The sequence below is a fragment of the Burkholderia cepacia ATCC 25416 genome, assembly GCF_001411495.1.
Taxonomy (GTDB): Bacteria; Pseudomonadota; Gammaproteobacteria; order Burkholderiales; family Burkholderiaceae; genus Burkholderia; species Burkholderia cepacia.
The window spans coordinates 2,618,979-2,640,120 of record NZ_CP012982.1 but is presented as its reverse complement, the minus strand read 5'-3'; the positions used below and the strand labels follow the sequence as shown (position 1 = coordinate 2,640,120).

Here is a 21,142-nt window from a genome sequence, read left to right as displayed (position 1 = left end):
CGAGGTGCGCCGTCACTTGCCGGCCGCGGCCGTCGCCTGCGCGATCTTCTGCTGCGCCTGGCGCAGCGCGGCGTCGGGTGCGGCCTGCCCCGTCAGCGCGAGTTGAAGCTGGTCGCCGAGAATGCTCTCGACCTGCTGCCAGTCCTTCACGCGCGGCCGCGCACGGCCGGCCTCGAGCGCCTTCAGCTGATCCGGATACCAGCGATACTGGCGCACCAGCGCCTGATCGTTGAACACGCTGCGGCGGGTCGGCGGAATGCCGATGCCGGCGAGGCGCGTCTGCGTGTCGCGGTTGGTCAGGTACGCGAGGAAGTCCTGCGCGAGCTTCGCGTGCGGCGCGTCCTTCGGAATGCCCATCTGCCAGATGCCGAGCATCGGCGCCGGGCCGGCAGTCTGCCCGGGCGGCGGCTGCAGCGCGATCTGCCCGACCACGCGCGACTGCTTCGGATCGTCGAGCGCCGGCACCCACGCCGGCCACACTTCGATCGATTGCGCGGCCGTGCCGCGCTGCAGCGCGTCGCGCACTTCCGCTGCGCCGTAGACATCGACGTCCTTCGGCGCGGACGCCTTCAGCGCGAGAAAGGTCTTCAGCGCGGCCTGCGCCTCGCGCGAATCGATCGTCACGTTGCCGGCTCGGTCGAACACGTCGCCGCCGTAGGCCCACAGGATCGGCAGGAAGCCTGTGACGACGGGATTGCCCTTGGTCCCGCGGAACACGACACCCGACACGCTCTTGTCCGCGCCGCCGACGGTCTGCGCGATCTTCAGCACGTCGTCCCAGTTGCGCGGCGGCTGCAGCTTGTATTTCGCGAGCAGGTCCTTGCGGTACGCGAACATCTCGACGTTGCCGACGATCGGCAGCGCATACAGCGCACCGGCCGCGTTGCGGCCGAGCGCGACGGCGGACGGCACGAGGTCGGCGTCCGCGAGCGATGCCGGCAGCGGCTTCAGCCAGCCGTTGCCGATGAATTCGGGCGCCCACGTGTCGTCCATCATCACGAGGTCGTACGCGCCGGTGCCTTCGCGCATCGACAGCTTGAGCTTCTGGTACAGGTTCGCGTTCGGCAGCTTGAGCAATTCGATCTCGGTGCCCGGGTGCAGCTTGTTGAAGCCGGCGACGGCGTCGGCCAGCCCCTTGCCGTAGATGTCGTCGCGGCCCGCGATGACGAGATCCGCCGCGAAGGCGTGCGAGGCGGCAAGGGACAGCGCAACGGCGGCGGACAGCGCGCGCAGGCGGCTCAGCAAGGTCATGAGGTCTCTCTCGTTCGGCGTGGTGGCGGGACGGCCAGGCGTTGCACACGTGTGCAACGCGGGCGACGCTTCTGGCCGCCTGAAGCGAACGCCATTGTTCACGCCGATCGTTAAGAATTTATGGCACGCGGCGGGAACGGCCGCCGCCGTGCCCGGCAGCCCCGCCCCGCCTGCCGCTCCGTGCCTCCGCCCCGGTCAGAAATTCACGCGGATCCCGGCCATCACCGCCAGTTGCCGGCTCGAGTTGCTGTTCGCGAGCACCGGAATCTGCGCGTAGTTCACCGCGTTGCCGTTCGCGTCGGTGCCGAGCCCCGTCCCGCTCGCGATCTGGCCGATCGCGACCGCGTACAGCGCCGTGCGCTTCGACAGGCTGTAGTTCGTGCCGACGTTCACCTGGTGGAACCGCGTCGTGCCGCGCCCGTCGGTATGCGCGGCGTTGAAGATGTACGCGATGCCGCCCTGCAGCGCCGGCGTGAACAGGTACGTGGCGTTCAGTTCGCCGATGTCGAACGTGAACGCCTGCGTGCGCGGCTGCGCGGCGGTCGAGAAGTAGCGGCTGTCGCCGAGGCGCGTATGCGTGTAGGTGAGCGCGATCGTCGCCGCACCGAACGTGACCGACCCGCCCGCACCGAACGCGCGCATCGAACCGGCATCCTGCAGCAGGCAGTACATCGCGCCCGGGTTGCTGCACGCGAAATCGCCGATATAGCCGCTCGCGCCGCCGAGCGCCGCGTCGAGCGGCTGGTGCAGGTCGAGGTAGCCGACCGAGAACGCCACCGGCGCGCGCGTGTACGTCGCGGCCACCGCATAGCCGCGCTTCGCGGAGAAATCGCCGGCCTGCCCGCCGAAGCTGAACGTGCCGCCGAACGTGAAGCCGTTGAAATCGGCGCTGGTGAACTTCACCGCGTTGTTGAAATTGAATGCGGCGTTCAGGTTGTCGACGTCGCCGAGGTGCGAGCCGTACGGTGTCGCCCAGTTGTTGCTCGACACATACGCGCCGAGCATGTCCGTGTACGAGTCGTATTGGCGGCCGAGGCCGAGCGTGCCGATCCCGTCCTGGCGCAGCCCGACCCACGCCTGCCGGCTGAACGCCGTGCCGCCCTGCAGCGCCTGCCCGTTCGCGGACAGAAACTGCTGCTCGAGCGTGAACACCGCGTCGAGCCCGCCGCCGAGCGGCTCGGCCCCCTGGAAACCGAAGCGCGACGGCACGAGGTTGCCGCCGCCCATCTGCCACGCATGGCCGCCGCCCGTGCTGCCGTCGGCGCGCGTGAACTGCTGGTTCGTCGAGTAGATGATGCCGGTGTCCACGGTGCCGTACAGCGTCACGCTGCCGGAGGTCTGCGCGTGTGCGTGCATGCACCCGAGCGTGGCCGCGGCCGCGGCCAGTCGTCTTCCGATTCTCATGTCCCGCCCCTCTGTTGTCATCGATACGCAGTGCAGATCGATGGGGTTGTCGATATGGGTGACAGGACTCTATCCAGCGAAAATTCAGGACCTCTATCGCAAATCGGCAAACCGTGGCGCGCATGGCCCGCGACGTTGCCCGGCGGCGCCGTCGCGGTGCGCGTGCGTCATTCGGGACGCATCGTCTGGGAAGGCAGCTCGCCGAACAGGTCGCGATACTCGCGCGCGAAATAACCGAGGTGCGTGAACCCCCAGCTCGCGGCGGCCTCGCCGACGCCGAGCTGCTGCACGGATGTCGTGCGCAGCATGCGGCGCACCGCGTTCAGCCGGATCGTGCGCAGATAGCCGACCGGCGTGACATCGGCCACGCGTTGAAAGCTCGTCTGCAGCGTGCGGCGGCTGCAACGCAGCGCGCGGCACAGTTCGAGCACGGTGACGGGTTCCTCGGGGCGGTCGCGCAGATGCTTCTCGCAACGGCTCACGATGTCGCTGTAGGTGGCGTGCGTGATGTCGCGGCGCTCGACGCCGATGCCCTGCTCGAGCGCGTCGAGGAACATGCCGAGCATCGCGTCGCGAAACATCTTGCGGGTGGCCGCGTATTCGAGGTGGCCGGGGTTGCGCTGCGCATCGTCGATCAACGACGACAGCCGCACACCGAGCGCGACGCCCTGCTCGTCGGACAGCCGCGTCACGTGGCGCAGCTTGCGCGCGCCGGATGCGCCGAATTCGGCTTCGCACAGCTCGTCGACCATGTCGGTCGCCGCGCTGATCCCGACGAGCCCCATCCCTTCCGGCGTGTGGAATTCGAAATCCTCGCCGGCGCGCAGCGCGAGCAGCGCATAGCCGTCGACGGGCTGGCCCTGGAACGTGCCCGCGAGCGGCACCGACAGCGGCACCGCGAGCGACGTGCGCCCGGCCGGCGCGAGCCCGGTTTGCGCGACGCGCCGGTTGGTCGTCTCGCGGAAGAAGTGGAAATCGTCGTACAGCACCTGCGTGACGGTGCCCTTGAAGCGGCCCGGCGTCATCTGGCGGTAGACCTGATGCCAGCCCGCGATCGCGAGCCCGTGATCGTGCACGTCTTCGTGTGAGCGTGACTGGAACAGCATCGGCATCTCCGGTAAAACCCCTAAACGCGGCCGCCGGGTTCCCCCGGCGCGCAACGCCACAGCTTACCCGTGCAAAATCCTGCGTAGTGCGGTTTCGAACGCAAGACAGGCCGCCGACAGCGCGGCGGCCTGCTCGCCCGTCAGGCGGACGTAGCGGCGGAACGACGGCATCCGGTTCACGACCTCGCTGCCGCCGAACGGCACGATCGCGAGCGTCCAGCGGCCGTCGCGCGCGTCGATCGCGCAGTCGGTCAGGTGCAGCGGCCGCAGCGCGTCGGCCAGCGACGGCTCGGCGACCAGCGCGGCCACCGTGTCGACGAATCCGGGGTCGCATCCCGGCTCGGCCACCGCGTCGATGCCCGTGCGGCGCAGCCAGCCGGTCTGCGTCACCCGCGCGCGGCCCTGCACGGCCGGGCCGCACGCGGTGGCCGCCACCTTCACGCTGACCGTATGCATCAGGAACTGGCGATCGACACGCTCGTCGATGCCCACGCGCACGCCGTTCGGCAACCGGGCCGTCAGACCGCCGCCCCCGTCGGCATCGCGCGCGGCGCCCAGATCGGCGAGCACGCGCGCGGCGATCGCGCCGGGCCGATGGCCGGGCGGCGGTGCACCGGGCGCCGCGCGCCAGCGGGCGAGCGCGGCCTTCACGACGCGACGTGCTCGTTGCGCAGCACTTCTTCCACCGGCACCGGCTTGAACGGATGACGGCGCTGCACGACGAGCGTCCAGAACAGCGCGTACAGCGCGGTGAGCCCGAGCATCGCGCCGAACGGCACGTAGATGTCGCGCGCGTTCATGCCCGGCGGCGTGATGTACCAGATCGCGAGCACGATGCCGACGCTCGACACGATCTGCGGCAGCGGGAACAGCGGCGAACGGTACGGGCGCGGCAGGTCCGGGCGGCGAATCCGCAGCATCACGACCGACGCGGTGACGAGCAGGTACGCGGTGCCCCACGCGCAGGTCGCCGCGAGCACGAGGTGCAGGATGCTGTCGAGATTGCCGTTGATCAGCCACGCGTGGAAGATCGGCACGATCGCCGCCGCGACGATGCCGACCACCGGCGTCTTGAAGCGCGGATGCAGGTACGCGAAGCAGCGCGGCAGCGCACCGTCGATCGCCATCCCGTACAGGATGCGCGGCAGCCCGGCCATCAGCGTGTTGATCGTCGCGGCGCCCGCGCACAGGAATGCGATGCCGAACCAGATGCGGCCGAAGGGCCCAAGCACCTGCAGCGCGAACGCGGGAATCGCGCCCGGCGTGTCGAGCAGGTGCGTGAGGCCGTCGGGGCTCACGGGCACGTTCGCGACCTGGCGGCGGATCGCCGCGCCGTACAGGAACATGCAGATCGCGACGCCGACGAGGCCGAGCGCCATCGCGCGCGGAATCGTCTTGCCCGGCGTCTTCATTTCCGGCGCGAGCGGCGTGACGAACTCGCAGCCGACGAACATGAACATCGCCATCCCGACGAGCGACAGCACGGCCGGCACCGACGTGCCGACTTCCGAGCCGCCGAACCAGCCGTCGAGATGCACGGCCGGCGCGGCCGCGAGCCCGAGGATGCCGAAGATCATCAGCGACAGCCACATGCCGGCCGTCAGCACGATCTCGAGCTTGCTGAACACCTTGATGCCGATGATGTTGGTGATCGCGAACGTGACCACGAGACCGACGCCGACGAGCCACGAGCTGTTGTGCTTCTCGAACGCGGCATTCAGCGATTCGAAATTGACGAGCGCCATGATGCCGCTCAGGATCGTTTCCGCCGTGCCGGCGAACACGTGCACGAGGAAATACGCGGAGATCGTGCCGGTGATCGCCCAGAAGCGGCCGAGCCCGCACGACAGGTAATCGTAAACCGAGCCGGCCGTCGGCAGCATCGCGGCGGCTTCCGAGAACGTGGTCGCCTGCGCCTGCATCATCACGAACGCGATGATCATCGCGACCGCGAACGCCCAGCCGCCCATCCCGAAGCCCGACGTCGCGGTGAGAATCACCGGGCTTGCCATGATGAGGCCGACGGCGCTCGCCAGCGCGGTCGGAAAGCCGACCGCACCCGCCTTCAGCGCCGTGCCGCCGCCTGCCTCGGCCGGCGTGCCGGCGGGCGCGCCGCCCGCGGCGCCGGTAATTCCTGACCATCCCGACATCTTCGTCTCCTTCCTGAACGGGCCCGAACCTGCGCTCCGGCAGCTATCGGGGCCCCATGCTTTACGGTCGGCCCGGGGCGGCGCTTCAGCGCTTCGATTCCCGGGCCCCCTGTCGATCACACCTTGATCCGATGTCGAAAAAATACGCAGGCAAAATAATCCGGTCATAGCGCAAATCGGCAAACCGGCGGCGGCCGCGCTGCCCGCCGCCGGTGTGCCGTCACGCGATCACGCCGTCACGCGAACGGCACGGCCTCGAAGCCCGCCGCGAGCGCGTCGACGATCCGGTCGAGCTGCTCGCGCTGGATCACGAGCGGCGGCGACAGGATGATCTTCGTGCCGACCGGGCGCACCAGCACGCCGTTCTCGCGCGCGACTTCCGCGACAGCATTCGCGTAGCCGGACAGCGGGTCGATCGGCTCGCGCGTGTCCTTGTTCGCGACGAGGTCGAGCGCGAGCATCAGCCCCTTGCCGCGCACCTCGCCGACCGCCGCGAAACGTTCCGCGAACGGCTGCAGCGCTTCGAGCAGATACGCGCCCTGCTTCGCCGCATTCGCCGGCAGGTCTTCCTTCACGACGATGTCGAGGCTCGCGATCGCGGCCGCGCATGCAACCGGGTGGCCCGCATACGTGTAGCCGTGCATGATCGCGCCGCCGAAATCGGCGTTCGCGGCGAACGCGTCCTCGATCCGCGCGTTCACGACCGTCGCGCCGAGCGGCACGTAGCCCGACGAGATCCCCTTCGCGAGACACATGATGTCCGGGCGCACGCCCCAGCCGCGGCTGCCGAACATGCTGCCGCTGCGGCCGAAGCCCGTCACGACTTCATCGGCGATCAGCAGGACGCCGTAACGGTCGCACACCTCGCGCACGAGCGGCCAGTAGTTGGCCGGCGGCACGATCACGCCGCCCGCGCCCTGGATCGGCTCCGCGATGAATGCGGCCACCGTGTCCGGGCTCTGGAACTGGATCTCGCGCTCCAGCATTTCCGCGCAGATCCGGCCGAGTTCTTCGGGGTCCTGCGTGAACGGGTTGCGATACAGCCACGGCGTCTCGACGTGGAAGCAGCCCGGCAGGTTCGGCTCGTAGTTGCGGCGGAACACCGTGTTGCCGTTCACCGACGCGCCGCCGAAGTGCGTGCCGTGATAACCCTGCTTCAGCGAGATGAACTTCGTGCGGTCGGCCTGGCCGCGCACCTTCCAGTACTGGCGCGCGATCTTCAGCGCGGTCTCGATCGAATCGGAGCCGCCCGAGCTGTACAGCACGCGGCGCATCCCTTCCGGTTCGAGCAGGTCGATCACCTTCTTCGACAGCTCTTCCGCGCGCGGATGCGAGATCCCGTCGAACAGCTGGAAGTATTCGAGCTCGTCGAGCTGGCGCACGATCGCGTCCTTCACTTCCTGGCGGTTGTGGCCGACGTTCACGTTCCACAGGCCCGCGACGCCGTCGACGAGCTTGCGCCCCTGTTCGTCGAACACGTAGCAGCCGTCGCCGCGCACGATGCGGATCGGCTTGCGCTGCTTCATCTCGTTCGGGTGCAGCATCGGGTGCCAGAATTTTGCTTCGTTGTAGCTCATTGCAGTCTCCACGGTCGGATCGTTTGAACCTGGGTCGTCCTGGTTCAGGGTTCGAGGTTGATGCCGCGCGTCAGTGCGCGATGCAGACGGACTTGGTTTCGGTGAAGCCTTCGATCGCGTACTGGCCGAACTCCCGGCCGATGCCCGATTGCTTGTAGCCGCCGAACGGCATCGACGGATCGAGCGGGATATGGCAGTTCACCCACACGGTGCCGGCCTCGATCTGCGGCACGAGGTTCATCACGCGCTTCAGGTCGTTGCTCCAGATGCTCGCGGCGAGGCCGTACGGCGACGCGTTCGCGAGACGCACCGCGTCGGCCGCGTCGTCGAACGGCACGACGACGATCACCGGGCCGAACACTTCGTCGCGCACGATCGCGCTGTCGGGATGCGGATCGGCGATCACGGCCGGCTTCACGTAGTAGCCGGGCAGGTCGTCGGCCGGCGTGCCGCCCGCGAGGAACGTCAGGCCCGCGCGGCGCGCGCCCTCGATGTGCTGGACGACCTTGTCGCGATGGTGCGCGGAGACCAGCGGGTTGATCTGCGCGGTCGTGTCGAGTCCCGCGCCGAGCTTCATCGACTGCGCGACGCCTGCCAGGCCGTCGGCAAGCTGCGCGAACTTGCTGCGGTGCACATAGATGCGCGACGCGGCCGCGCACACCTGCCCCTGGTTGAAGAACGCGCCGGCGGCGACGCCGTCGAGCGCCTGTGCGACGTCGACGTCGTCGAGCATCACGATCGGGTTCTTGCCGCCGAGCTCGAGCGAGAAGCGCGTCATGTTCTGCACGGCTGCCGCGCCGACCAGCTTGCCGGTCGCGGTCGAGCCCGTGAACGAGATCTTCGCGATCGACGGGTGGCTCGCGAGCGCGGCGCCGCATACGCGGCCGCCGGTGACGACGTTGAACACGCCGGGCGGCACGCCGGCTTCGCGTGCGAGCTCGGCCAGGCGCAGCGCGGTGAGCGGCGTTTCCGGCGACGGCTTCAGCACGATCGTGCAGCCGGCCGCGAGCGCGGGGATCAGCTTCCACACCGCGATCATCAGCGGGAAATTCCACGGCACGATCGCGGCGACCACGCCGACCGGCTCCTTGCGCGTATAGGCCGTATAACGCGCGCCGGGCGGAAACGGGATCGACACGTCGAGCGTCTGGCCGGTGATCTTGGTCGCCCAGCCGGCCATGTAGCGCACGTATTCGACGCTCGCGCCGACCTCGATCGCGCGCGACACGTGAATCGACTTGCCCTGGTTCAGCGTTTCGAGCTGCGCGAGCGATTCGGCGTCGGCCTCGATCAGGTCGGCGAGTTTCAGCAGGATGCGTTCGCGGTCGGCCGGACGCAGGCCGCTCCACACGCGGGTGTCGAACGCGTGCTTCGCGCTGGCGACCGCGCGGTCGACGTCGCGTTCGTCGGCGTCCGCGACCGTCGCGAGCCGCTCGCCCGTCGCGGGGTCGTACACGTCGAGTCGCGCGGCCGCGTGGGCGGGCTGCATTTCGCCGTCGATGAAGAGGCCGAAATCGCGCGCAACGAAAGTGCGCACGGTGTCGCTGACGGCGACGAAGGTCGTGGTGCTCATGGGCGTCTCGAGGATTGTCGTGGCTGGACCGCGTGCGTGTGAGGCACGCGGGCGTCGGACCACTGTATCGACGAGGGTTCCCGCCCGGTGAGCGCAAATTGGCAGCGCGTGGGGAGAAGGCGGCGGGGTCGAACCGCGCGGGAGGTCAGGCGCGGCGAGGCGAGGTGAAAAGCCGGTACGGGAACGGACTGAAAGGCTAGTTTCTGAAACCGTGCCCCATCGACGCCAGGAAATCGTATGCCTGGTAATCCAGCCAGTAAATGCCGAGTGCAAGCGGGATCAGGAAATACAGCGAGTCGTAAGTCCCGCTTCGCACGGTTCTGATGATGAAGATCGGTAGCGCAATGCTCAAGGCGATGACCACCAGCGAAGCGGCAATGATTGCGACGTCCATGTTCGCGGCCCTTTGATTGTTATCGAAGCGACGAGCGTACATGGTCAGCAGCGCTTGGCGTGGGAATTCACGAATCGGCGATCGCGAAGGTTCGAAGTCCGGGCCGCAATTATCCGATGAATTACAGGAACAGCGCCCCCACCAGTTCCGTGCGGTTCGACACGCCGAGCTTGCGGTACATGCGCATCAGGTGCGTCTTGACGGTCGGCTGGCCGAGCGCGAGATCGCGCGCGATCTCCTTGTTCGAGCGGCCGTCGCGCACGAGGCGCGCGATCTGCTCCTCGCGGTAGGTCAGCCGCTCCTCGCAGCCGATCCGGTGGATCCCGCGCCGCGCGCGCAGCAGCGGGCTCAGCGCGGCTTCGGCAACCGGCTGCAGCCGCGCGAGCGCATCGATCTCGCCGGGTGCGAACCGCCCGGCCGTGGCGTTACCGGCCGCGCTGCCGCGCGCGTCGCCGGCCCCGAAGCGCAACAGCGAGAACGCGCCGACCGTCCGGCCCGCGTCGCGCAGCCAGATCTCGACGACGTCGGCCACGTCGTGGCGCCGCAGGAAACGGGTCCAGTACGCGGACGCGTCGCGTCTTTCGTCAGGCAATTGCGACGCGAGCGTGACGACCGCGCGTTCGCCCGCCGCGCAACGCGACGGATGCAGCGGATCGAGCATCCGGTAGCGCGCGACATAGGTGCGATGCATCGATTCCGGCATCCCGAACAGCTCGAAATCGGCCGGCTCGCCGCTCTGGTCGAGCCGATAGAACACGATCGCGGACGGGCTCGCGAACGCGTCGAACGCATCCACGCACGCGCGCAGCGCGCGTGGCCAGTCGTCGGAGGCCGGATCGGCGGGAACGGTTGGGAGCGGCATGGTGGAATCGGCTGGCGGCGCGAACGTCTCGAAAATCGAAGTTCGGGCCAGCCTATCGGCGCCGAAAAGCGCCGGTGAGCACAAATCGGCAAATCGTCCCGGTTTGGCGGCGGCGGCTGGTGTGGCTGGTGCAACCGGGACGACACAGGCGCGCGACGACGCGCGCGCCGCGTGTCAGCGCGCGTTCGACGCGAACGTGTCGCAGGCGCTCAGCTCGCCCGATTCCATCCCGCGCCGCAGCCAGTACACGCGTTGGTCGCTGGTGCCGTGCGTGAAGCTCTCCGGCACGACGTAGCCCTGCCCTTGCTGCTGCAGCCGGTCGTCGCCGATCGCGGCGGCCGCCTTCAGCCCCTGCTCGAAATCGCCGGGTTCCATCAGCCGCTGGTTCGCGCGCTGCGCATTGTTCGCCCATACGCCGGCAAAGCAGTCGGCCTGCAGCTCCATCCGTACCGACAGCGCATTCGAGTGCGCCTGGCTCGCCCGCCGGCGCGCGGCGTCGACCTTGTCGGAAATGCCGAGCAGGTTCTGCACGTGATGGCCGACTTCGTGCGCGACCACGTAAGCCTGCGCGAAATCGCCACCCGCGCCGAAACGCCGGCGCAGCTCGTCGTAGAAGCCGAGATCGATATACACCTTGCGGTCGGCCGGGCAATAGAACGGCCCCATCGCCGTCTGGCCCGTGCCGCATGCTGTCGGGGTCGAGTTCGTGAACATCACGAGCGTCGGCGGCTGGTATTGCGCATGCAGCTGGGTATTGAACACGCCCGTCCACGTGCGCTCGATATTGCCGAGCACCTTGCGCGTGAACACCGCGCCCGGATCGTTCGCCGGCACGCCCTGCCGCTGCGTGGGCGCGGGCTGCGCCTGCTGCTGGCGGCCCTGCAGCGCCGATGCGCCTTCGAGCACCACGCGCGGGTCGATCCCGAAGAAATACGACGCGGCGAACGCGATCACGATCGTGCCGATGCCGATCGTCGCGCCCCGCCCACCGCCGAACCCGCCGGCACCACGGCGATCCTCGACGTTCGTGCTTTCCCTTTCGTCGTCCAGCCTCATTGCCGGCCCTCCCTGTTCCTGTCGATGGCCGGCGCGCGGGCGCGCAACCGGGCGATATGTTGTGTGGTCGCGGCACGATCGTTCGGCAGAGGCAACGCCTGCGCGCCGGGATCGCCGGCCCGCCGCTCCGCTCGCACGACGGAATCGGCCGGCCGATGCGCCGCGCGTCGATACGCGGCTCGCCCGCGCTATTCTGCCGGGCTTTCGTGACTTATCGCAAAAATGTGGAGGATAGTGCGATTCGGCGCCGGACATCGTCAGCCTTTGCAAAATGGCCCGCGCCCGCCTCCGGTCGCCCGCTCCGGAAGCCGCCCGCGTTCATCCTTTCGGCTGATACCGGCGCTCGCCGGCCCCGCCTAAAGTGACCGGAAACCACCCCTTTCCGGAGCACGACATGACACACCCGCCCCCCCGCACGATCGCGATCACAGGCGCCGGCACCGGCATCGGCGCCGCGTGCGCGCGCCGCTTCGCACGCGGCGGCGACCGCGTCGTGCTGATCGGGCGGCGCCAGGCGCCGCTCGACGCGCTGGCCGCCGAAACGGGCGGCCTCGCGCTTGCCGGCGATGCCGCGAGCGCCACCGACTGGGCCCGCTTCCTGCCGCACATCGCCGAACGCGTCGGCCGCGTCGATGCGCTCGTCGCCTGCGCAGGCGGCCACGGGCTCGGCCGCGCGGACGAAACCGACGACGCGCAGTGGCGCGACGCGATGCACGCGAACCTCGACACCGCGTTCGTGAGCGCGCGCGCGTGCCTGCCCGACCTGATCGCGCAGCGCGGCAGCATCGTGCTGGTCGCGTCGATCGCCGCGCTCGCGGCCGGGCCCGGCGTGTGCGGTTACACGGTCGGCAAGCATGCGCTGCTCGGGCTCGCGCGGTCGCTCGCGCGCGACTACGGGCCGCACGGCGTACGGGCGAACGCGGTGTGCCCCGGCTGGGTCCGCACGCCGATGGCCGATGCGGAGATGGAACCGCTGATGTCGGCGCACGGCGACACGCTCGACGGCGCGTATGCGCGCGTCAGCGCCGACGTGCCGCTGCGCCGCGCGGCCGACCCGGACGAGATCGCGGCCGTGTGCGCGTTCCTCGCGTCGCCGGACGCGTCGTTCGTGACCGGTGCGACGCTCGTCGCGGACGGCGGCGCGATGGTCGTCGACGTGCCGACGCTCGCATTCGACACGCTCTGATGCGCGCGGGCGCCCCGCCCGCGTCACCCTTCGTTGCACCGGGCGCGTCGTGCGGGCTTGCCGGCACGCCGCCGCCCGTCCGCCCCCATGATGCGCACCGCGCCGCCCGCTCGTTTCCCGGCGCCGAAAATCCGCTACCATCGACCGGTCCCGCCGCCCCGCCCGGCACCGCCTCACGTTTCGGACTTCGATGAACATCCGGTTTCTTGAAACCTTCGTCTGGCTCGCGAAGCTGGAAAATTTCCGGCTCACGGCCGAAAAACTCCACACGACGCAGGCCGCCGTGTCGAGCCGCATCGCGTCGCTCGAGGAAGCGTTCGACGTGCGCCTGTTCGACCGCAACACGCGCTCGGCCACGCTCACGCCCGCCGGGCGCCGCATGCTCGCGTACGCGGAGCGGATCGTGCGGCTCGACGGCGAAATGCGGCGCGACATCGACGCGGCGAGCGACGCGGGCCTGATCCGGATCGGCGTGATCGAATCGATCGTGCACAGCTGGTTTCCCGCGCTGATGGCGCAACTGCGCGAGCGCTATCCGCGCCTCGACGTCGAGATCACGAGCGACACGACGCTGCACCTGACCCGCCTGCTCAGCACCGACGGCGTCGACCTGATCCTGCAGACCGACCCGGTGCCGGGCCCCGACTTCACGAACCTGCCGCTGTGCGAATTCCCGGTGCGCTGGGCGGCCAGCCCGCGCCTCGGGCTCGGCGGCCAGCCGCTCGACGTCGCGCGCCTGGCCGAATTCCCGATCATCAGCTTCTCGCGCCACTCCGGGCCGCACGCGACGATCGAACGGCTGTTCGCGGCCGTCGAGCGGCCGGCCAGCATCAACTGCATCACGTCGGTCGCCGCGATGATCCGCCTCGTCGCCGACGGCTTCGGCGTGGCCGCGTTGCCGCCCGCGATCATCGGGCGCGAGCTGCACGAAGGTGCGCTGGAGCTGCTCGACGTCGAACCCGAATTCCCCGCGCTGCCGCTCGTCGCGTCGTATCGCAGCCAGGGCCTGCCGGTGGCCGCGCGTATCGCAGAACTGGCCAGCGAAGTCGCGCGCGCGATGCCGGCTGCCGCAAGCCACGCCAAGCCGGCGACGGTGACACCGACACCGACCACGGCCGATCGCGCGGACAACACACCCGCCCGCCCCGCGACGAAGTCAAAAGCCAAGACACCGGCGAAAGCGAAACGCACGACGCCATCCGCACCGCCCGCCACGTCCCCCGCCAAACGCCGCCCGCGCCGCTCATAAGAAAACCTGTTCACCGCGAATTTGTTTTCTTGTTGGACGGGCACGGCCCGTCTTCGGGACACTGCGGTTCCTGACACGCCCCCGTCACGAGGAACCCGCAATTACCCGCTTTTCCCTTCCGCACGGCCAGCTTTGCGTCTGGACGGATATCGACCCCGCGCACGAAGCCGATTTCAACGCGTGGTACGACCGCGAGCACATGCAGGAACGTGTCGCGATTCCGGGCTTCACGCATGCGCGGCGCTTTCGCGCGACCGATCGCGGCCCGCGCAAGTACCTCGCGCTGTACGTGACGGACGCGCTCGACGTGTTTCACGGCGACGCGTACCGGCGCGCGTTCACGCAGCAGACCGCATGGTCGCTCGCGAACTTCGAGCGCATGACGGGTACGCAGCGGCGCGTCGGCGAACTGACGATCGAGGCCGGCGACGGCGAAGGCGCGCATCTCGCGCTGTTCGTGCTGCCGCCGGATCGCATCGACGTGCCGCACCTGCGCGAACGCTTCGACGACGCGCTGCACGAACCGGGCATCCACGCCGCACGGCTCTTTCGCACCGCGCCCGACCTGTCCGCGCCGATCGGCGCCGATGCGGCCGCCCGCCCGGCGGCCGACGCACTCGTGCTGATCGAAGGCAGCGATGCGGCCGCGACGCGCCGCGTGGCCGCCACGCTCGCCGGGCACGACGACGTCCGCACCTTCGCGCTGCTGTGGCGTGCCGCCGCGCCGCTGCATGCGGCACGCGGCGACGTCGAAACCGACCCTGCTGCCGCCGCCGCGTTGCCGGCCTGACCGCCCGCGCCGGTCGCCCCGCATGCGCGCGGCACGCCCGCGCATCGGCCCGGCGCTCCATCCCGTTCCCCTCACGACATGCCCGACACCATGAGCACTCTCGCCCAGCCCGCCGCCCACGCGCCCCGCCGCGTCCGCAACAGCCGACTCGCGACCGCGAGCATGATCGGCACGTCACTCGAGTGGTACGACTTCACGATCTACAACACGCTCGCCGCGCTCGTCTTCAACCACCTGTTCTTCCCTTCGGTCGATCCGCTCGCCGGCACGATCCTCGCGTTCTCGACCTATGCGGTCGGCTACGTGTCGCGCCCGCTCGGCGGTTTCGTGTTCGGCAATCTCGGCGACCGCATCGGCCGCCGCGCGGTGCTGATGCTCACGCTCGTGCTGATGGGCGTGACGACCGCGCTGATGGGGGCGCTGCCGACTTATGCTCAGGCCGGCATCCTGAGCCCGATCCTGCTCGTCGCGCTGCGCTTCGTGCAGGGCGTCGCGCTCGGCGGCGAATGGGCCGGCGCGGTGCTGCTGTCGGTCGAGCACGGCGACCAGAAGCGGCGCGGGTTGTCCGCATCGTGGACGCAGATCGGCCCGTCGTTCGGCACGCTGCTCGGCACCGGCTGCATCGCGCTCGTGACGCTGTCGACCACGTCCGGGGACTTCCTGTCGTGGGGCTGGCGCGTGCCGTTCGCGGCCAGCGCGCTGCTCGTCGTGTTCGGTTTCTGGCTGCGCCGCGGCGTCGACGAAACGCCGCAGTTCGAACAGCTCGCCGAATCGCACGCGACCGCCGAGGTGCCGGTCGCGGACGTGCTGAAGTACCACTGGAAGCGCCTGCTGATCGCCGGCGGTTCGCGAATCGGTTCGGACGTGCTGTATGCGCTGATCGTCGTGTTCACGCTGACCTACGTGACGACCGTGCTGCACCTGTCGCGCCCCGTCGCCCTGACGGCCGTGATGATCGGCACGGCCTGCAACGCGCTCGCGGTGCCGTTCTTCGGCGCGCTGTCGGATCGCTTCGGCCGCCGGCCCGTCTATCTCGCCGGCGCGCTCGCCGGGATCGTGTGGGCGTTCGTGTTCTTCGCGATGCTCGATTCGGCGCGCCCGGGCGCGATCGTCGCGGCCGTCGCGATCGGCCTCGTGATCCACGCGGTGATGTACGGCCCGCAGGGCGCGTTCGTGACCGAGCAGTTCCCGACCCGCGTGCGCTATGCAGGCTCGTCGCTCGCGTACACGCTCGCCGGCATCGTCGGCGGCGGCTTCGCGCCGCTCGTGATCGCCACGCTGTTCCGGCAGACCGGCACGACGACGGCCGTGTCGCTGTACGTCGCCGCCGCGCTCGTCGTCACGTCGATCGCGCTCCTCGTCGCGCGCGAAACCGCGCACCGGCCGCTCGCGGATTGAGCATCGCCGCGAGTCGCTTCCTTCGGACTTCAAACGGAAACCCGCATGCAAACCCTGTCGTTCAACGTGATTTCCCGGCAACCCGCACCGGCCACCGTCGACGTCGAGATCGAGCGCGTCGTGATTGCCGGCTGGGCCGGCCGCGATCCGGCGGCGATCCGCGCGCATATCGACGAACTCGCGGCGCTCGGCGTTGCGCCGCCGTCGACCACGCCCTGCTTCTATCGCGTGTCGGCCGCGCTGCTCACGCAGGCGCCGTCGATCGGCGTGCTCGGCGCGCGCTCGGGCGGCGAGATCGAATGCGTGCTGGTCGACAGCCCGGCCGGCACGCTCGTGACCGTCGGCTCCGACCATACGGATCGCGAAGTCGAGGCCTACGGCGTCGCGGTGTCGAAGCAGGTGTGCGCGAAGCCGCTCGGTCGCGACGCGTGGCTTTATGCGGATGTTGCCGATCACTGGGATGCAATCGAGATGCGTGCGTGGCTGATCCCGCGCGATGGCGAGCGCACGGCCTACCAGCACGGCGCGGTCAGCGGCCTGCTCGCACCCGACGTGCTGTGGCATCGCTTCGACGACCGCCGCACGATGCCCGCGCGCTGCGCGATGTATGGCGGCACGGTCGCCGTGCATGGCGCGATCGCGGCGATGGGCGACGGCGATGCGTTCGAAATGGAACTGCACGATCCGGTGCTCGGGCGCAGCCTTCGGCACCGTTATGCGGTGGAGGTGCTGCCGGTCGTCGCGTGACGGGCCGGCGCTCCGTCGCCGCGCCCGCCCCGGCTAGTACGGCTGAAAGCAGCGATAGTCCGGGAAGTTGACCTGCGAGTTGTCGCAATACAGCACACCCACCAGGTTGGTGCACCCGCTCAACGCGAACATGATTGCCCCCGCGACCGACACTTTCCATCCGAAATGCAGCATTGCGCCCCCGGTTTCGCTTTATCGACGTTGCCGCCATGATGCTCACCGGATGCGCCCGGGTATGTGGAGAATTGTTGCCCCGCGGGTTCGTCGGTTCACCGGGACGCTTTCCCGTGCTCATACCCATGCCCGGGCAAAGCCCGCGGCCCGGGAAAGCGGACGACGTATCGCCGGCCCCGGCGCAAGCCGCGGCGCCGCCGCCGCCCGTCATGCCTTGAACGTGACCCACGGCTTCAACCGGACCGCGCTGCGAATGAGGCCGGCCTGCTCCTGCGCGTCGATCACGGGCCCGATCGGCTTGTAGGCTTCCGGCGCTTCCTCGATGCGGCGCTCGTCGCGCAGCGTCACACAGCGCCACGTGCCCGGCGCCTGCTCCGCGCGCATCCGCCGCACCGCCTGCCGGCGCACGCTGCGGCCGGCGCCGTGGCTGCACGACCACAGCCAGTCCGGATGGCCGAGCCCGGTCGCGAGAAACGACGCATCGCCCATCGATCCGGGAATCAGCGCGAGATCGCCGTCGCGGGCAGGGGTCGCCCCCTTGCGATGGATGTTCATCCCGTTTTCGCGCAGCACGACGTTGTGCGGCACGTCGACCACGAGAGCCGAGCGGGTCTCGCCGGTGAGCTCCGCCAGTTCCTTGCGAACCATCTCGGCAAGCACGACGCGGTTGAGCCACGCATAACGCGCGGCGGTGCCCATCGCGACGAGATAGTCGCGCGCCAGCTCGCCGGAAAGGCCGTACAGGCCGCTTTCCGGATGCCTGACGCCCGCCGGCCATGCCGCGCGCGCCCGGTCCATCCAGCGTCGCCCGACGTAGAAGCCGACATCGCGCGAACCGCTGTGGATCATCACGACGACGTCGTCCTTCGCGAGTCCCGCCCGGTAGGCCGCATGCCGGTCGAACACGGCGTCGACCACCTGCAGTTCGACGAAATGATTGCCCGAGCCCGGGGTGCCGAGGCAAGGGTCGCGGAATACCTCGCGCGACCCGACGTGCGCGTCGGGCGCGTATTTCGCGCTGCCGTCGAACCGGTCGAGGCCGATGCACGACGACAGTTCGTCGATGAGCCGGTCGCGGTCGACGTGCGCCCAGAGCCCCTGCGGCGCGACACGATCGACGAATGCCGCCGGGCCCGCGTCGAACAGCGCGCGGAAGGCATCGCTGCCGACCGGCACGTCGCGCCGGTCGGCGAGAATCGCGCGCGTCAGCCGCTCGACGAGCGCCGTCTCGAACGGCGCGAGCGCCGAGCGCTTGAGGCCCGTGGTAACGAGACGCATCCCGCAGTTGATATCGGTGCCGATCGCGGCGGGAATCACGAACGCGTCGTCGGTCGCGACGATCGAGCCGACGGGCGCGACCCCGCCCGGATGAAAGTCCGGCGTCGCGCAGGCCTTGCATACGCGCTGATGGCCATCCGGCGAACGGACGGCCGCGAACGCGAGCAACTGCTGGACGGCCTTCTCCTCGAGCGGGAGCGAAGCGGGCAACAGGACGGACGCCTGCGCCAGTTCATTGCGCAGGTGATAGATGCCGGCGTGATGGTCGACACGGATGCCTTGCCGTTGCAAGGCCTTTTTTAAGCGAGGAAAGGTAGACATCGCTGCTGAAAATGAAAAAGGTACGACGCGACCTCCGGCATTCCGGCGGTCGTGGGTACCTTCCTGCAGCAGCGTCGAGGAAGGGAGCGCGGATCATAGCAGAACGCGATTGCGTTCGCGCCCCCCCGTTGCTCACTTGAGACACCCGAGCCCCGCCAGCGTCGCCTCGATCGCGGTATCGAGCGGCGTGACCGGCTCGCGGCCGAGCACCGCGGTCACCCGCGTGTTGTCCAGCCGGATCGGCTCGCGCCACAGGTAGCGCATCTCGAGCAATTCGCGCAGCGTCGTGACGAACGGCGCCGCGACCCACACGAACCACCACGGGAACTTGCGCATCGTCGGACGCAGCCCGTGCCGCTGCGCGACGCGGCGCACGGCCTCCGCCATCTGCGTGCCGTCCGCGTCCCAGTGCCCGCCGAGGTGAAAGCGCGCGAACGGTTCGAGCGTGTCGCGCCGCTCGATCAGCTCGACCATCGTGCGCGCGGCATCCGGTACATACGACCACTGATGCCCGACGCCGTCCCGCCCCGGCACGCTGATGGCCGCAACCGGCTGCCCGGCCTTGACGAGCCCCGCCGCAAACCAGCTGTTGCCGGTGAGCTTCGGCCCGAAGAAATCGCCTGCGCGCACGATGATCGTGCGAACGCCATGCGCGGCCGCATCCTGCAGCCGGCGCTCCAGCTCGACGCGGATCGCGCCCTTGCGCGTCGACGGGTGCTGCGGCGCATCTTCGTGCAGCACCGGAAACGCGTCGGCGCCGTAGTTGTACACCGTGCCCGGCAGCACGACGGTGGCCTGCTCCGCCCGCGCCGCCGCGATCGTGTTGTCGATCATCGGCAGCACCTGCCCGGCCCAGTTCCGGTAGCCGGGCGGATTCACCGCATGCACGATCACGCTGCACCCGCGCGCGGCCCGGACGACCGTGTCGCGGTCCATCGCGTCGCCGCGCATCCATGCGATGCCGTCGCGCTCCACGGCCTCGGCGTCGAGCCCGCGCTTCAGCGCGCGCACCTGCCAGCCCGCATCGCGCAGCTGCCGCGCGACTTCCCCGCCAATCCCGCCGCTTGCGCCGAGCACGAGTGCCTGCCGTTGCGTCCCGCCTGCGTGGTTCGTCATTGCCGCTCTCCTTGAATGAACCGTCATGACACGCATTCTGGCGCGCCGGAGGCTATCAAGGAATTGCCGAACCCAATGGATCGGCTATACATTTATGCATGACCACCGATCTGAACTGGGAACGCTACCGCACCTTCCTGGCCGTGCTGACGGAAGGCTCGCTGTCCGGCGCGGCGCGGGCGCTCGGCATCACGCAGCCGACGGCCGGCCGCCACGTCGCGGCACTCGAAGCCGCGTTCGGCCAGACGCTGTTCACGCGCTCGCCGTCCGGCCTGCTGCCGACCGAGGCGGCGCTCGCGCTGCGCGGCCATGCGGAGGCGCTGCGCAGCGCGGCCGCCGCGTTCGAGCGGGCGGCCGCGAGCCACGGCGCCGGCGTGCGCGGCATCGTGCGGATCTCGGCCAGCGACGTGATCGCCGTCGAAGTGCTCCCGCCGGTTCTCGCGCAATTGCGGCGCAACCATCCGGGGCTCGTCATCGAGCTGGTGCCGACCGACCGCATCCAGGACGTGCTCAAGCGCGAGGCCGACATCGCGGTCCGGATGGCGCCGCCCGCGCAGGAGGCGCTCGTGGCGCGGCGCATCGGCGAAATCGATGTCGCGCTGTATGCGCGCGACGACTACCTGGCGCGCAACGGGGCGCCCGCGACGATCGACGAACTCGCGCATCACGCGCTGATCGGCTTCGACACGGTCACGCCGTTCATCCGCTCGGCGGGCCGCGGCATGCCGATGTGGAAGCGCGACGCGTTCTCGCTGCGCACCGACAGCAACCTGGCGCAGCTCGCGATGATCCGCGCCGGCTACGGGATCGGCTTCTGCCAGACCGGGCTCGCGAAACGCGACGCGCGGCTCGTGCGCGTGCTGCCGGACGGGCCCGCGATGCAGCTGGAAACCTGGGTCGTGATGCACGAGGACCTGCGCACGAGCCCGCGCTGCCGCGCGGTGTTCGATGCGCTGGCCGACGGGCTGCGTGCGTACGTGAACGGCGAACCGGCCGAATAGGCGATTGGACGGCTGGACGGCTGGGCGGCTGGACGGCTGGGCGGCTGGGCGGTTGAGCGGTTGAGCGGTTGAGCGGTTGAGCGGTTGAGCGGTTGAGCGGTTGAGCGGTTGAGCGGTTGAGCGATTCGCAGCAGCGAACGTGAAGCGAACGAATCGCCCGACCGGCGCTATTCGTAGCTTTTCCCGGCGAACAGGATATCCGCCATGCGCCGCCACGGATTGTCGGGCACGTCGTAGTAGCGCAGCCCTTCCTCCGATGCCTCGGCCCAGTCGACCATCGCATCCAGGTACTCGCCGATCGAGTGGTTCTCCCAGCCGAGCGCGGCGCGCGCATACGGTGACGCAGGCAGGTCGGCCTCGAGCTGCCGCTCCTTGTTCCAGTCGTGGCCGAGCACGCGCAGGAAGTGGATCAGCGAGCGTTCGTCGACCACGCGCTCCAGCGCATCCTGCAGCTTCGCGGCCATCTGGCGTTGCAGTTCGTCGTTCATTTTTTTCTCCTGGCGCGCCTC

General features: G+C 69.5%; 20 protein-coding genes. 6 read left to right on the top strand and 14 right to left on the bottom strand.

All coding sequences use genetic code 11. From position 1 onward, the window contains the following. Positions 1–12: 12 nt before the first annotated feature. The 10 genes from APZ15_RS29035 to ypfJ all read right to left on the bottom strand — a co-directional run bounded on the left by APZ15_RS29035 (position 13) and on the right by ypfJ (position 11,373). Positions 13–1,251 carry an ABC transporter substrate-binding protein gene (locus tag APZ15_RS29035; protein ID WP_027789457.1) on the bottom strand — a complete coding sequence of 413 codons (1,239 nt, stop codon included), beginning with the start codon at positions 1,249–1,251 and terminating at the stop codon, positions 13–15. Positions 1,252–1,446: 195 nt separating this feature from the next. After that, entirely contained in the window at positions 1,447–2,655 is a 1,209-nt protein-coding gene (locus APZ15_RS29030; protein WP_027789458.1) for a porin, read from the bottom strand. 167 nt (positions 2,656–2,822) lie between these two features. Then, positions 2,823–3,761: a helix-turn-helix domain-containing protein gene (locus APZ15_RS29025; RefSeq protein ID WP_027789459.1), complete on the bottom strand. Its 939-nt coding sequence runs from the start codon at positions 3,759–3,761 to the stop codon at positions 2,823–2,825. Between the two features lie 63 nt (positions 3,762–3,824). Next, positions 3,825–4,412 (bottom strand): DUF3156 family protein, encoded by a 588-nt coding sequence (locus tag APZ15_RS29020; protein ID WP_027789460.1) that lies wholly within the window; start codon positions 4,410–4,412, stop codon positions 3,825–3,827. Further along, positions 4,409–5,911, bottom strand: a complete 1,503-nt coding sequence (locus APZ15_RS29015) for an APC family permease (protein WP_027789461.1) — start codon at positions 5,909–5,911, stop codon at positions 4,409–4,411. Before APZ15_RS29015 ends, APZ15_RS29020 begins: the two co-directional genes overlap by 4 nt. A gap of 236 nt (positions 5,912–6,147) precedes the next feature. Then, the gene (locus tag APZ15_RS29010) at positions 6,148–7,488 is read right to left on the bottom strand and encodes an aspartate aminotransferase family protein (protein WP_027789462.1); all 1,341 of its coding nucleotides are present in this window, start codon (positions 7,486–7,488) and stop codon (positions 6,148–6,150) included. A 70-nt stretch (positions 7,489–7,558) separates the two neighbouring features. Continuing rightward, the gene (locus APZ15_RS29005) at positions 7,559–9,061 is read right to left on the bottom strand and encodes an aldehyde dehydrogenase family protein (RefSeq protein ID WP_027789463.1); all 1,503 of its coding nucleotides are present in this window, start codon (positions 9,059–9,061) and stop codon (positions 7,559–7,561) included. 196 nt (positions 9,062–9,257) lie between these two features. Beyond that, entirely contained in the window at positions 9,258–9,455 is a 198-nt protein-coding gene (locus APZ15_RS29000) for a hypothetical protein (RefSeq protein ID WP_027789464.1), read from the bottom strand. Between the two features lie 121 nt (positions 9,456–9,576). Next, entirely contained in the window at positions 9,577–10,317 is a 741-nt protein-coding gene (locus APZ15_RS28995; RefSeq protein ID WP_027789465.1) for a helix-turn-helix transcriptional regulator, read from the bottom strand. A gap of 174 nt (positions 10,318–10,491) precedes the next feature. Continuing rightward, a complete protein-coding gene (gene ypfJ / locus APZ15_RS28990) occupies positions 10,492–11,373 on the bottom strand; it encodes a KPN_02809 family neutral zinc metallopeptidase (RefSeq protein WP_027789466.1) in 882 nt (293 codons plus the stop codon). A gap of 394 nt (positions 11,374–11,767) precedes the next feature. Here ypfJ and APZ15_RS28985 point away from each other — a divergent pair, with 394 nt between their 5' ends. The 5 genes from APZ15_RS28985 (at position 11,768) to APZ15_RS28965 (ending at position 16,743) form a co-directional block, all read left to right on the top strand. Then, complete coding sequence (locus APZ15_RS28985; protein ID WP_027789467.1) at positions 11,768–12,559, top strand: SDR family NAD(P)-dependent oxidoreductase; 792 nt, start codon at positions 11,768–11,770, stop codon at positions 12,557–12,559. Between the two features lie 190 nt (positions 12,560–12,749). Continuing rightward, positions 12,750–13,808, top strand: coding sequence for a LysR family transcriptional regulator (locus APZ15_RS28980; protein WP_027789468.1), 1,059 nt, complete (start codon positions 12,750–12,752; stop codon positions 13,806–13,808). Positions 13,809–13,908: 100 nt separating this feature from the next. Further along, the gene (locus APZ15_RS28975; RefSeq protein ID WP_027789469.1) at positions 13,909–14,598 is read left to right on the top strand and encodes a DUF4286 family protein; all 690 of its coding nucleotides are present in this window, start codon (positions 13,909–13,911) and stop codon (positions 14,596–14,598) included. A gap of 78 nt (positions 14,599–14,676) precedes the next feature. Beyond that, complete coding sequence (locus APZ15_RS28970; protein WP_027789470.1) at positions 14,677–15,996, top strand: MFS transporter; 1,320 nt, start codon at positions 14,677–14,679, stop codon at positions 15,994–15,996. A 45-nt stretch (positions 15,997–16,041) separates the two neighbouring features. Continuing rightward, positions 16,042–16,743, top strand: a complete 702-nt coding sequence (locus APZ15_RS28965) for a DUF2848 domain-containing protein (protein WP_027789471.1) — start codon at positions 16,042–16,044, stop codon at positions 16,741–16,743. 33 nt (positions 16,744–16,776) lie between these two features. Here the strand turns inward: APZ15_RS28965 and APZ15_RS41895 are convergent, their stop codons facing one another. The 3 genes from APZ15_RS41895 to APZ15_RS28955 form a co-directional block, all read right to left on the bottom strand. Then, entirely contained in the window at positions 16,777–16,917 is a 141-nt protein-coding gene (locus APZ15_RS41895) for a hypothetical protein (protein ID WP_167562618.1), read from the bottom strand. A 207-nt stretch (positions 16,918–17,124) separates the two neighbouring features. Then, the gene (locus tag APZ15_RS28960; RefSeq protein ID WP_027789472.1) at positions 17,125–18,516 is read right to left on the bottom strand and encodes an RtcB family protein; all 1,392 of its coding nucleotides are present in this window, start codon (positions 18,514–18,516) and stop codon (positions 17,125–17,127) included. Between the two features lie 132 nt (positions 18,517–18,648). Beyond that, positions 18,649–19,632: an NAD-dependent epimerase/dehydratase family protein gene (locus APZ15_RS28955; RefSeq protein ID WP_027789473.1), complete on the bottom strand. Its 984-nt coding sequence runs from the start codon at positions 19,630–19,632 to the stop codon at positions 18,649–18,651. A gap of 98 nt (positions 19,633–19,730) precedes the next feature. Between APZ15_RS28955 and APZ15_RS28950 the strand changes: the two genes are divergently transcribed. Continuing rightward, positions 19,731–20,633: a LysR family transcriptional regulator gene (locus APZ15_RS28950; protein ID WP_027789474.1), complete on the top strand. Its 903-nt coding sequence runs from the start codon at positions 19,731–19,733 to the stop codon at positions 20,631–20,633. Between the two features lie 167 nt (positions 20,634–20,800). Here the strand turns inward: APZ15_RS28950 and APZ15_RS28945 are convergent, their stop codons facing one another. Continuing rightward, entirely contained in the window at positions 20,801–21,121 is a 321-nt protein-coding gene (locus APZ15_RS28945) for a DUF7660 family protein (protein ID WP_034195962.1), read from the bottom strand. Positions 21,122–21,142: the final 21 nt, after the last annotated feature.

Coding starts and splice junctions, on each gene's coding strand:
- APZ15_RS29000 (WP_027789464.1), bottom strand. CDS start 9,455: ATGGACGTCGCAATCATTGCCGCTTCGCTGGTGGTCATCGCCTTGAGC.
- APZ15_RS28985 (WP_027789467.1), top strand. CDS start 11,768: ATGACACACCCGCCCCCCCGCACGATCGCGATCACAGGCGCCGGCACC.
- APZ15_RS28950 (WP_027789474.1), top strand. CDS start 19,731: ATGACCACCGATCTGAACTGGGAACGCTACCGCACCTTCCTGGCCGTG.
- APZ15_RS28995 (WP_027789465.1), bottom strand. CDS start 10,317: ATGCCGCTCCCAACCGTTCCCGCCGATCCGGCCTCCGACGACTGGCCA.
- APZ15_RS28970 (WP_027789470.1), top strand. CDS start 14,677: ATGCCCGACACCATGAGCACTCTCGCCCAGCCCGCCGCCCACGCGCCC.
- APZ15_RS28965 (WP_027789471.1), top strand. CDS start 16,042: ATGCAAACCCTGTCGTTCAACGTGATTTCCCGGCAACCCGCACCGGCC.
- APZ15_RS29005 (WP_027789463.1), bottom strand. CDS start 9,061: ATGAGCACCACGACCTTCGTCGCCGTCAGCGACACCGTGCGCACTTTC.
- APZ15_RS29025 (WP_027789459.1), bottom strand. CDS start 3,761: ATGCTGTTCCAGTCACGCTCACACGAAGACGTGCACGATCACGGGCTC.
- APZ15_RS29035 (WP_027789457.1), bottom strand. CDS start 1,251: ATGACCTTGCTGAGCCGCCTGCGCGCGCTGTCCGCCGCCGTTGCGCTG.
- APZ15_RS28980 (WP_027789468.1), top strand. CDS start 12,750: ATGAACATCCGGTTTCTTGAAACCTTCGTCTGGCTCGCGAAGCTGGAA.
- APZ15_RS41895 (WP_167562618.1), bottom strand. CDS start 16,917: ATGCTGCATTTCGGATGGAAAGTGTCGGTCGCGGGGGCAATCATGTTC.
- APZ15_RS28955 (WP_027789473.1), bottom strand. CDS start 19,632: ATGACGAACCACGCAGGCGGGACGCAACGGCAGGCACTCGTGCTCGGC.
- APZ15_RS29030 (WP_027789458.1), bottom strand. CDS start 2,655: ATGAGAATCGGAAGACGACTGGCCGCGGCCGCGGCCACGCTCGGGTGC.
- APZ15_RS29010 (WP_027789462.1), bottom strand. CDS start 7,488: ATGAGCTACAACGAAGCAAAATTCTGGCACCCGATGCTGCACCCGAAC.
- APZ15_RS28945 (WP_034195962.1), bottom strand. CDS start 21,121: ATGAACGACGAACTGCAACGCCAGATGGCCGCGAAGCTGCAGGATGCG.
- APZ15_RS29015 (WP_027789461.1), bottom strand. CDS start 5,911: ATGTCGGGATGGTCAGGAATTACCGGCGCCGCGGGCGGCGCGCCCGCC.
- ypfJ (WP_027789466.1), bottom strand. CDS start 11,373: ATGAGGCTGGACGACGAAAGGGAAAGCACGAACGTCGAGGATCGCCGT.
- APZ15_RS28960 (WP_027789472.1), bottom strand. CDS start 18,516: ATGTCTACCTTTCCTCGCTTAAAAAAGGCCTTGCAACGGCAAGGCATC.